This window comes from Pseudarthrobacter sp. MDT3-1, assembly GCF_054510755.1.
This window is the reverse complement of sequence record NZ_JBTNDX010000034.1, coordinates 23,713-34,039: the sequence shown is the minus strand read 5'-3', so window position 1 is coordinate 34,039 and position 10,327 is coordinate 23,713. Positions and strand designations below refer to the sequence as shown.

The following is a 10,327-nucleotide window of genomic DNA, read 5'->3' as shown; positions in this document are numbered from 1 at the left end:
CCCCTGGATCGCCGCGGTGGTCGCCGAACGCTGCCCGGACGCCGTGCAGTGCGCTGATTCATTTCACATCATCAAGTGGGCTACCGAGGCCCTCGACGAAGTCCGCCGGACGGCGTGGAACGACGCCCGCAAAGCAGCCCGGGCCAACGAGCCAGGAAGAGAGCGGGGACGGCCGCCGGCCGGGTCCCCGGCACGCCCCGACAGCGCCTTGGCCGCCGGGGTGAAGAACTCCCGGTACGCGCTGTGGAAAAACCCGGAAAACCTCACCGAGAAACAGCAGACCAAGCTCGCCTGGATAGTCCAAACCGACCCCAGACTCGGCCGGGCGTATTACCTCAAGGAAGGACTCCGGCTGGTCTTCAAGCTGCCCCTCGAGGAAGCCGCCGAAGCACTCGACAAGTGGGTGGCCTGGGCACGCCGGTGCCGCATCCCATCCTTCGTGAAACTGCAAAAGAGCATCGTCAAACACCGGGAATCCATCCTGGCCGCGATCGAGCATGGGCTTTCCAACGGACGCGTCGAATCAATGAACACGAAAATTCGCCTGATCACCAGAATCGCCTTCGGCTTCAAATCCCCAGACGCACTCATCGCGTTGGCCATGCTCAGCCTCGGCGGTCCCAAACCAATGCTCCCGGGCCGAAATTAACCCACGGAAGAGTCAGGAGAGCCCAATAACTAGGCGGTAAGAGCTGCATTTGGGACACCGGCGAGGTGGGTTCCGTTTCACCTTGACGAAGGCTGTTGAGTACATGTGGAAGACATGTGACGTCGCATCCAAGAGCATCTCAGCGTCCCATACCGTCGCGTTTGAGTCATGCTGGAGGCTTACTGCAACGTCCCAAGTCTTGTCGGCAATCTCATTTAAGTAGCGCCGCAGCCGCCCTGTGGATAGGGTCTGCGCGTACAGGGTCGCCCAGCCTTTGAAGTCGTTGACCTTCGGTTTTAGCTCTGGATTGGAGAGCCAGTCCGCATCTTGATGCTCACGACCAAATGCCAATAAGGCTTCACGGCATTTTATAGCTACGCCTTGATAATCCTCTGCCTCGCGAGCCGAGTCCATTGCTGTGACGGCAGCTTCGTAGCGCCTCCAAGCCCCGCCAACTTCTTCGGCCTTATCGTCGTCAATCTCGACACGATCGCGATTCATCACACGTAGCATCAAGCCGACGTGGAAAGAGAAGGCAACATCGTACTCAGGGAAAGACTCCTGAGAGTAAAGGTTGGTCGGCTCTGTGATAACCCACCAACGCTCTTTCGGCGTGTGCACGTCGTAGACGTCGTAATCCGTGCCGAGTAGCCGGTAGCTGCTTACCTTCTGCACCAGCGTGACTTTGGTGTCAGGATCGTCAGGGTCATCCTGATTCCGGGACTGGCCTTCGACATAGCGACGGATGTCTCGTTCCTCGTGCTTAGGTAGTTTCTCGGCCATATGGCCACTATACGAACGTCGGCCACCTACCATACTCTGTGGGCAACCGCGTCGCACTCTAAGAATTATCTCTTTCGGGAGAGAATCATCGCCGGCGGGAAACTAATCTGCCCGGCCTACAGCGCTGAATTCACACCCCGCGGTGATTTCCTACGAGGTGCGGAGCCGGTCGAGGCAGTAGTTCTTGACGCAGTGCCGGACCGGCCGCGGCAGCCGTGGATACACCAGGGCGGACCACCGGGTGGTGCGGTCGAACAGGCGGCTGTGGCGGTCGCTCCACGGCAGCCCGAAGCCGGCTCGCAAGTGGTCCGGCAGTAGACCGGCGGTGATGAACCGGATAAGGGGCATACTCATCCGCAGCCAGAGTGGCCCGGCCGGCGGGTACAGGAGGTCGCGGCCGACGCCGGCGGTGACGGCGTCCAGCTCCAGTGTCAGAAGGGACGTGTCCCAGTATGTCCTGAAGGCTGCGCGGTCGGCCGGCCACAGGTTCGCCGGCAGTTGCAGGACGGTGCCGATTCTTGCGTAGTCGCTGTACATAAGGTCGGCTGCCTTGTCGTCCAGCGGGCCGTAGATTTTCTCGTAGACGGTGATGGCTGTGTCGTACAGGGTGGCCACCACCCATAATTGCGCCTGGGCGTCAAAGGCGCTGTACCCGTGGGAGCCGGCTTCGGGCTTGCGGCGGACCGTGGAGTGGGCCCGGTTGACGCTGCGGCGAACGGCCGCGACCTGGGCCTCTGTTCCGTAAACGACCGCGTAGACGTAGGTGACGGTAGCCCGGAAGCGGTCCAGGGGACGGGCAATAAAGTCACTGTGCTCGGCGACGCCATGGCCCACCGCGGGGTTCGCGATCTGCAGCAGGATGGCGCGGCCCGCCCCGGCGAGCAATACACCTTCAGCGCCGATGTCGGCCAGGTTCCGCACCATGGACCCACGATACCGGAGAAGGCAACCGCTACTTCCCCCGCGACGCCGTCAATGCGGGCTACCTCAAGGACGGAGACATGTATTCCGTCTGCGTGACCATCGATGAGTATCCCCGAACTTCACGGGTAATTTCGTACGGATCAACTGGACCGCCACTATGCTGGGCAAACCACCAAAGGAGACGGCACGGCAGCGCAAGGGGGAACTGTTGGAATCAGGTTCTGGCGACAGGGAGTTTCCCCGCATCCGCCGTTCGCCCAGCGGGCGCATTCCGCAGTGGGCAATCGATGAGGCACTGGGCAAGCCGCCAGCGCCCGAGCCGTGGCGCGGTGCCCCCATCTCGCCAATCTCGGCCAAGAGGACCGTCCACCGCCGGAAAGTCCGCGGGAGCAAGTGGAGATCGCGCACCGCCACTGTCCTGGGCATCGCCCTGGTGGTGGGTCTCTATTTCACGCCGACCCTCTTCGACCGGTTTGTGTTGCCGGCAGCCATGCCCCACCTGCCGGGCGCCAAAGTGCCGCCACCAGGGTTTGAGGCCGCATCAGCCCCGCTCGGACTGCCGCCAGCCACCAGCGGATCCACCGCCTATGTCCTGCAGAAGTCCCCGGACCCGGGCCAGGCCTTTGTTGCCTATGACCCCTGCCGTCCGCTGCACTACGTGGTCCGGCCAGACAATGCGCCGCCAGGAACAGACGTACTTATCGAGGAGGCCGTGTCCGCAGTTTCCGCGGCCTCGGGGCTGCAGTTCGTGGATGACGGAACCACGTCCGAGGCGCCATCCGAAGCCCGCGCAGCGTACCAGCCGGCGCGCTACGGCAAGCAGTGGGCGCCGATTCTCATTGCGTGGTCGTCCCCGGCGGAAACACCCAAGCTGGCAGGGAAGGTTGCAGGGACCGGTGGTAGCGCCTACGCCCATATTCCCGGCGAGCCCTATGTGTACGTCGCCGGCCAAGTGACCCTCGATGCGCCGGGCCTCGCGGAAACACTGACCTGGCCGGAGGGTCCTGCCCACATCCGCGCCATCATCATGCACGAGCTGGGGCACGTCCTGGGGCTGGACCACGTGGACGATCCCACGCAACTGATGCATGAGGAAAACAGCGGGCAGTTCGACTTCGGCGATGGCGACCGCGCCGGGCTGGCGCTGCTGGGAACCGGGGAGTGCGTCCCGCGGCTGTAACCCCGAGCGTAAGCACGGCGGGGCGGCTGACCGTATTGCGGGTCAGCGGACTTTGCCCGTCAGCGGACGACGGCGGGACCTCCCGCCGTCGTCCGCTTTCTGTTGGGGGCGCTACCCCTTCCGCTGGGGCATCACCCAAGCAGCGTCACGGCAGTTGACACCCGCCGGTGCGTGCGGTTGACTTTTTGCATATGCTGAAATAACAGTTCCATGATGCGGAATTTAGTATCCGCATAGCCCTACACCGTGGATGCCAGCATCGAAACACACGAGGACTTGCCTCATGCATCTTGAACAGTTCAACGCGGCCGGCCGCACGGAGGCCGCCGATTTCCTGCGCCCCTGCCTAGACATCCAACGCTGGATCGACGAGCTCGCCGACGCGCGTCCCTATTCCAGTCTCGACGCGCTCCTGGCGGCAGGCCGCGGCGCAGCGAACCCGTTCACCCCGGCGGAGATCGAAGCAGCCCTCGCCCACCACCCGCGGATCGGCGAGCGGGCGCAGGGCGACAGCGCGGAAGCGAAGCTGTCCCAGTCGGAACAGGCCGAATTGGGCGTGGCCGACGCTGCCGTGGCCGAGGCCCTGGCGGAAGGCAACCGGGCCTACGAGGAGAAGTTCGGGCAGGTGTTCCTGATCCGTGCCGCCGGCCGCAGCCGCGAGGAGATCCTGGCCGCCCTCAACACCAGGCTCGCCCACACCCCCGAAGCAGAACAATCAATCATTGGCCAGCAGTTGCGGGAAATCGCAGTGCTCCGACTCGAAGGACTGATGCGCACATGAGCATTTCCCACGTCACCACCCATGTACTCGATACCGGTTCCGGCCAGCCGGCGGCAGACGTCCCGGTAACCCTCCACGCGCTCGACGGCGAGCGTTGGGTCCAGATCGCCGAGGGCGCCACGGACGCGGACGGACGCATCAAACAACTGGGACCGGACCGGCTGCCTTCCGGGACCTACCGCCTGGCGTTCGACACGGGAAGGTACTTCGCCGCCAGCGGCACCGAAACGTTCTTCCCGGAAGTGACCCTCACCTTTGGCGTGGTGGAGTCGGAGGCCCACTACCATGTGCCGCTGCTGCTGAGCCCGTTCGCATATTCAACCTACCGGGGCAGCTGAGCTCAGCCGAACCTGCCAGAACCGGCCACAACAGGAAGGGTCCGCGGCGACGCCGCGGGCCCTTTCGCGCGCCCTGTCGCCCGGCTCCTCAACGTCTCCACGTCCGCCGCAACCACGCCGCAACCGCGCCGCCCCGCCCCGCCCCGCCGGCAGGATCCCCACACCCGCCGCAGTCACAATCGGTGATTTGGCCCGGGTGGGCCACAACGGTAGAAATTCCTTGACAGTGGCACGGGTCACTTCTATTCTGAATTTTGGGATCCCAAACTGGGATCCCAAAAGATCGCGATCCGGATCCCGAGCCGCAGTTCATCGCCCGGCCCCTCCGGATCAGGACCCAGGACGCCCCACCAACCGGCTTTCTGCCCCGCGAACACACAAGCCTTTCGTCCTGTCTGCAATCTTCCTCTCTGCAAAGGAGAAGTTGTGTCTCATCAAAATACTGAAACCGCTGTACCGCTCCCCGACGACAAAACCGGCAAGGACGGCGTGCAACGTCGCACCAACGTCCGCTGGAAAATGTTCCTGCTCCTGCTGGTCCTCGTCGCCGTCAACTACATCGACAGGGGCTCCATCTCGGTGGCCCTGCCGATCATCCAGAAAGAATTCAACCTCGCCCCCGAGCTCGTGGGCCTCCTGCTCTCCGCGTTCTTCTGGACCTACGCGTTGATGCAGGTCCCGGTAGGCCTCCTGATCGACAAATTCGGTCCCCGCAAGGTCATGACGGCGTCCTGCGTCGGCTGGGGCGCAGCAACGGCAGCCTCCGGCCTGGCCGGCGGCTTCCTCAGCATGTTCATTGCCCGGATGGGCATCGGCGTCACGGAAGCCGGCGTCATGCCGGCCGGCGGCAAGCTGAACGCGATCTGGATGCACAAGTCAGAGCGTGGACGCGGCGCCACCATCCTCGACGCCGGCGCGCCTCTTGGTGCCGGCCTGGGCGGCATCATCATCGCCGGCCTGATCGCCTCCACCGGCAGCTGGCGCCTCGCGTTCATCATCGCCGGCGCCGCCACCGTACTGATGGGCCTTGCCGTCTGGTGGTACGTCCGCGACAATCCCCGCCAGCACCGGGGGGTAAATGACGCCGAGGCCGAATACATCGAGGCCTCCCACGCCGCGGAGGACGCTGCGGCCGAGCTCGACGGCAGCAAGGGCAAGCGCGCGCTCCTGCCCTACCTGAAGTTCCGCTCCTTCTGGGCTATGTGCTTCGGCTGGCTGGGCTTCAACGGCGTCTTCTACGGACTGCTGACCTGGGGGCCGCTCTACCTGGCCCAGGACAAGGGCTTCGACCTCAAGACCATCGGCTGGTCCACCTTCGTGATCTTCGGCGCTGGCTTCGTCGGCGAAATCCTGGGCGGTGCGATCGCCGACAAGTGGCAGTCCACCGGCGCCTCCGCCAACCGTGTGATGCGCACGCTCCTGGGCACCTCCAGTGTGGTCGTGATCGGCGGCCTGATCGGCGTCACGGTTGTGGCCGATCCCACCACCGCCGTCGTCCTCCTGTCCGTGGTCATGTTCTTCCTCCGCTGGGTGGGCCTGTTCTGGAGCATCCCCTCCATCCTGGGCGGCCGGACCAACGCCGGCGTCCTGGGCGGCGCGATGAACTTCAGCGGCAACATCTCCGGCTTCGTGACCCCGATTGCGGTCGGCCTGATTGTCGGTGCCACCGGCTCGTACACCTGGGCGCTGCTGTACTTCGTTGGATCCGCGATCATCATGGGCGTCTCCGTCCTGACCCTGAACTACAACAAGCGGCTACCTGTCTAAGCTAGCCACACGCACCTGTTCCTGAAGCCGGGAACGCAATGCCAGACAAGAACCGAAAGTGGAGAAGCATGCATAGCGCAGAAGAGACCCAGGACAAGGAACGCCCGCTTCGGGAGGCTGTCCGGGACACCCTCCGCAACAGGATCTTTGAAGGGCATTACGTTCCCGGCACCAGGCTGGTGGAACGCGACCTCGCCGCTGAATTCAACGTGTCACGGCTTCCCGTCCGCGAAGCGCTCCGTATGCTGCGCCAGGAAGGGCTCATCAGCGACCGCGGAGCCCGCGGAGCCGAGGTCAGCACCCTGAGCCCCAAGGACGTCGAGGACCTGTTCGACGTCAGGCAGTCCCTCGAGGTGCTTGCCTGCCGCCTGGCAGCCGCCCGCGCCACCCCCGAAGACCTCAGCGGCCTCAAAGGTCTGCTGGACGAGGCAGACCGCTGCCTGGTCAAGGGCGCCATCATGGAAGCCCACCGGGCCAACAGCGAATTCCACGATGCCATCACCCGGATCGCGGACAACGGCTTCCTCAAGTCCGCGCTGGAACCGCTCCAGGGCCGCATGCACTGGCTCTTCCGCCACGTCAGCGACCTGCCGGAGCTGATCGAAGAACACCGCGCCCTCTACGCCGCCATCGCCAGCGGCGACCCGGAACGGGCAGCCGCCCAATCGGCGTCGCACATCGGCAAATACCGCGAACAGTTTCCGGAGGATTTCAGCCGGACAGAACCCGCCCTTCATCGGAAGAACTTATGAAACTTCTTGTCATCAACCCCAACATCAGCGACGACGTTACCGCCCTGATCGAAGCGGAGGCCCTGCGCTCCGCCTCCCCCGGAACAGAACTTGTGGTCCGGACCGCCGGGTACGGCGTGGAATACATCGAAACCCGCTTTGAGTCCCTGATCGCGGCGGGAGCCGTCGCCGAAATCGTCGCCCAGTACACCCGCGACGGCGCCAGCGTCGACGGCGTTGTGGTGGCCGCATTCGGCGACCCCGGGATGCCCGCACTGAAGGAACTCACCGACGTCCCTGTTATCGGAATCACCGAAGCGGCCCTCTGCGGAGCCGCCCTGCAGGGGCACCGGTTCTCCATCATCGCCATCTCGGACCGGATCCGGCCCTGGTACCGGGATTGCGTGGAGCGCTTCGGGCTCGGCGGCCGGCTGGCGTCGATCCGCTCCATCAATGAAGCCCTCCACGGCATCGCCTCGGTGCAGCAGGACTTCAAGGCAACCCTGCTGGCACTCAGCCACCAGGCCGTCACCGAAGACGGGGCCGACGTAGTGATCCTGGCCGGAGCACCGCTCGCCGGCCTGGCCCGCGAACTCCGCGGGCAGATCGGGGTCCCTGTGGTGGACGGTATCTCCGCAGGCATCCGCATGGCAGAATCGGTCGTCGGGCTCGATTCCGGACCGCACCGCGCCGGCGCCTTCGCTCCGCCGCCCGCCAAGTCCCGCCGCGGCCTCTCGGAGAACCTGGATGCCGCCCTCACCACCGCGCAGAACGCCGCCGCGCACGATCCCGCCCGCAGCGGCGCCACCCAGCCGGCCTCGCCCGCACGGGCCAACTAGCCACTTCTACTTAGGAGGACACCGATGTCCGACACCCCAGAACTCGTCATCGCCAACGGCACCGTGGTCAACAGCTTCGGCCGACAACAGGCCCACGTTGTGGTCCGGGAGGGCCGCATCGACCGGCTGGTGGATGCCGCCGGGCCCGTCCCCGCCGGCACGCGCACCATTGACGCATCCGGCCGGCTTGTCATCCCCGGCGGAGTGGACGGCCACTGCCACGTAGCCCAGGTGACCGGGCGCTTCCGCACCCTGGATAACTACCGGACCACATCCACCGCCGCACTGTGGGGCGGAACCACCACGATCATCGACTTCGGCATTCCCCGTGATGCCCAGGAAACCCCGCTCGCAGCCGTGCTGCACAAGAAGGAACTGGCCCGCGAGTCCCGGTGTGACGTCGCGTTGCACGGCTCCGTGGTCAGCTGGGACGAAACCGTGCCCTGGCAGTTGGAACAGCTCGCCGCCGAGGGCGTGCGTTCGGTAAAGATGTACACCACCAACCGCGGCACCACCATGGCGGACGGGGACACCATCCTGAAGGTCATGCGCGAGATGGTCCGCCTGGACGGCCTCACCTACATCCACGCCGAGCACGACCCCATCATCTCGGACTGCACCCAGCAGCACGCCGACGACGGCCGGATCGGGATTGAACACCTGCACCAGACCCGGCCGGAGCTCGCCGAGGAGGTCTCCGTCAAGGTAACCCTGGCCATGGCCGAATACACCAAGGCGCCGGTCTACTTTGTCCACCAGTCGACACCGGGTGCGGTTGATCTGGTCACCGAAGCCCGCAGCCGCGGCCAGGAAGCCTACTCCGAGACCTGCCCGCACTACCTCACGCTGGACGACTCCGTCTACGGAAGCGCGTTTCCGGAGTGGTACGCGTGCTGCCCGCCGATGCGCAGCGCCGAAACCGTGGCCGCGCTGAAGGACCGGCTGGCCGCGGGTGCCATCCACACCGTCGCCTCCGACCACTCGTGCTACGACCTCTCCCAAAAGCGCGAGCGAACGGACGACATCCGCGAAATGCCGCACGGACTCCCGGGCGTCGAAACCCGGATGCCTGTCACGTTCACCGCCATGATGGATTCGGCCAGCGGAGGAGAGCGCCGGGTGGAGGACTTCGTCGAAGTCTTCGCCGCCGGCCCGGCCCGCATCAACGCCCTCCCCCGCAAGGGAACCATCGCTCCGGGGTTCGACGCCGACATCGTCATCTTCGATCCCGCCGAGGAACGCACCGTCGACGGCGTCGCTCTCCACATGGGTACTGACTTCTCGCCGTTCGAAGGGAAGACGCTGACCGGTTGGCCCGCCGTCGTGGTCTCCGCAGGCCGTGTGGTGCTGGACGACGCCGGTTTCCATGACCCCGGGGCTGTTGGCCGCTTCCTGCCCCGCAAGGGTTTCACCGAACACCGCGACGCCCTGTCCTGGCCCCAGGAATCCCGCCCCGCCGTCTACGCCGCCAGTTAGGAAACCCCGATGCCAAGCCAAGCACGCAAAACCCGCATCGGCATGATCGTGCCGTCCTCCAATACCTGCCTGGAGCCGCAAAGCTACCGGATTTTGGGCGAGCGGGACGACGTCACCATTCATTTCACCAGGATCCCGGTCACCCGGATTGCCCTGGATGACTCTTCGGACAAACAGTTCGACTCCAGCGTTATGCGCACCGCCGCGGAGCTGCTGGCCACCTCGGATGTGGATGTCATTGCCTGGAACGGAACCTCCGGGTCCTGGCTCGGAGCAGAGCATGACCGCACCCTGGTGCAGGAGATCACCGACGCCACCGGGATCCCTGCCACCACGTCCACGCTGGCCTACCTGGAGGCGTTCAAATCATTCGGCACAGAGCGGATCGGGCTCTTCACTCCGTACACCGGGGACGTCAACGCACAGATCATGGCGTCCTACCAACGGGACGGCATCAAGACCCTCGACCACCGGTTCCTGGGCCTCAGCGACAACGAGTCGTTCGCCCGCGTCACGGATGACGAAATGCGGCCAGGTTCGCTGGAGCTCGCCGCGTCCAAGCCGGATGCCTTGATCTACCTCTGCACGAATCTCTACGGCGCCAACATCACCGCGGAAATTGAGGCCGAGACGGGCGTTCCCGTGCTGGACTCGGTGGCCGTCACCCTGTGGCATTGCCTCAAGGTGGCGGGCGCACCGGGGCTGGACCCGCGCTGGGGCAGGCTCCTCACCTCTGCCTGAACCCGCAGTGCAGGCACTCCGCGTTGGCTGCCGGGGGCCCGTAACCCCTGGCAGCCGATTGTGACCGTCCGTTCGCCTTGACGCGTGGATCGCCGCTTAGATAATCTCGAGATGCAAT

At 65.0% G+C, this 10,327-nt stretch carries 11 protein-coding genes; 9 read left to right on the top strand and 2 right to left on the bottom strand.

Annotated elements, in window-relative coordinates; all coding sequences use genetic code 11:
* On the top strand, positions 1-649 hold a 649-nt coding region (locus ACX80X_RS19040), incomplete at its 5' end, for an ISL3 family transposase (RefSeq protein WP_459313059.1).
* 12 nt (positions 650-661) lie between these two features.
* Here the strand turns inward: ACX80X_RS19040 and ACX80X_RS19035 are convergent.
* Both ACX80X_RS19035 and ACX80X_RS19030 read right to left on the bottom strand, forming a co-directional pair.
* The gene (locus ACX80X_RS19035; RefSeq protein WP_252602906.1) at positions 662-1,432 is read right to left on the bottom strand and encodes a hypothetical protein; all 771 of its coding nucleotides are present in this window, start codon (positions 1,430-1,432) and stop codon (positions 662-664) included.
* Between the two features lie 150 nt (positions 1,433-1,582).
* The gene (locus ACX80X_RS19030) at positions 1,583-2,356 is read right to left on the bottom strand and encodes an oxygenase MpaB family protein (protein WP_459310133.1); all 774 of its coding nucleotides are present in this window, start codon (positions 2,354-2,356) and stop codon (positions 1,583-1,585) included.
* Positions 2,357-2,564: 208 nt separating this feature from the next.
* Here ACX80X_RS19030 and ACX80X_RS19025 point away from each other — a divergent pair, with 208 nt between their 5' ends.
* From ACX80X_RS19025 to ACX80X_RS18990, 8 genes are all read left to right on the top strand, one after another.
* Positions 2,565-3,536, top strand: a complete 972-nt coding sequence (locus ACX80X_RS19025) for a matrixin family metalloprotease (RefSeq protein ID WP_459310134.1) — start codon at positions 2,565-2,567, stop codon at positions 3,534-3,536.
* A gap of 283 nt (positions 3,537-3,819) precedes the next feature.
* Entirely contained in the window at positions 3,820-4,317 is a 498-nt protein-coding gene (gene uraD, locus ACX80X_RS19020) for a 2-oxo-4-hydroxy-4-carboxy-5-ureidoimidazoline decarboxylase (protein WP_459310135.1), read from the top strand.
* A complete protein-coding gene (uraH, locus tag ACX80X_RS19015; RefSeq protein WP_459310136.1) occupies positions 4,314-4,655 on the top strand; it encodes a hydroxyisourate hydrolase in 342 nt (113 codons plus the stop codon). The genes uraD and uraH overlap by 4 nt, the downstream gene beginning before the upstream one ends.
* 426 nt (positions 4,656-5,081) lie before the next feature.
* Positions 5,082-6,422: an MFS transporter gene (locus ACX80X_RS19010; protein WP_252602891.1), complete on the top strand. Its 1,341-nt coding sequence runs from the start codon at positions 5,082-5,084 to the stop codon at positions 6,420-6,422.
* Between the two features lie 68 nt (positions 6,423-6,490).
* Complete coding sequence (locus tag ACX80X_RS19005; RefSeq protein ID WP_459310137.1) at positions 6,491-7,174, top strand: GntR family transcriptional regulator; 684 nt, start codon at positions 6,491-6,493, stop codon at positions 7,172-7,174.
* Positions 7,171-7,992 (top strand): aspartate/glutamate racemase family protein, encoded by an 822-nt coding sequence (locus tag ACX80X_RS19000; protein ID WP_252602885.1) that lies wholly within the window; start codon positions 7,171-7,173, stop codon positions 7,990-7,992. Before ACX80X_RS19005 ends, ACX80X_RS19000 begins: the two co-directional genes overlap by 4 nt.
* Positions 7,993-8,016: 24 nt before the next feature.
* On the top strand, positions 8,017-9,468 hold the full coding sequence (locus ACX80X_RS18995) for an amidohydrolase family protein (RefSeq protein ID WP_252602882.1): 1,452 nt from the start codon (positions 8,017-8,019) through the stop codon (positions 9,466-9,468).
* A 9-nt stretch (positions 9,469-9,477) separates the two neighbouring features.
* A complete protein-coding gene (locus ACX80X_RS18990) occupies positions 9,478-10,209 on the top strand; it encodes a maleate cis-trans isomerase family protein (protein ID WP_252602879.1) in 732 nt (243 codons plus the stop codon).
* Positions 10,210-10,327: the final 118 nt, after the last annotated feature.

Bases quoted from the DNA above. Each gene is read 5' to 3' on its own strand.
- uraH (WP_459310136.1), top strand. From the start codon at position 4,314: ATGAGCATTTCCCACGTCACCACCCATGTACTCGATACCGGTTCCGGC.
- ACX80X_RS18995 (WP_252602882.1), top strand. From the start codon at position 8,017: ATGTCCGACACCCCAGAACTCGTCATCGCCAACGGCACCGTGGTCAAC.
- ACX80X_RS19000 (WP_252602885.1), top strand. From the start codon at position 7,171: ATGAAACTTCTTGTCATCAACCCCAACATCAGCGACGACGTTACCGCC.
- ACX80X_RS19030 (WP_459310133.1), bottom strand. From the start codon at position 2,356: ATGGTGCGGAACCTGGCCGACATCGGCGCTGAAGGTGTATTGCTCGCC.
- ACX80X_RS19035 (WP_252602906.1), bottom strand. From the start codon at position 1,432: ATGGCCGAGAAACTACCTAAGCACGAGGAACGAGACATCCGTCGCTAT.
- ACX80X_RS18990 (WP_252602879.1), top strand. From the start codon at position 9,478: ATGCCAAGCCAAGCACGCAAAACCCGCATCGGCATGATCGTGCCGTCC.
- ACX80X_RS19005 (WP_459310137.1), top strand. From the start codon at position 6,491: ATGCATAGCGCAGAAGAGACCCAGGACAAGGAACGCCCGCTTCGGGAG.
- uraD (WP_459310135.1), top strand. From the start codon at position 3,820: ATGCATCTTGAACAGTTCAACGCGGCCGGCCGCACGGAGGCCGCCGAT.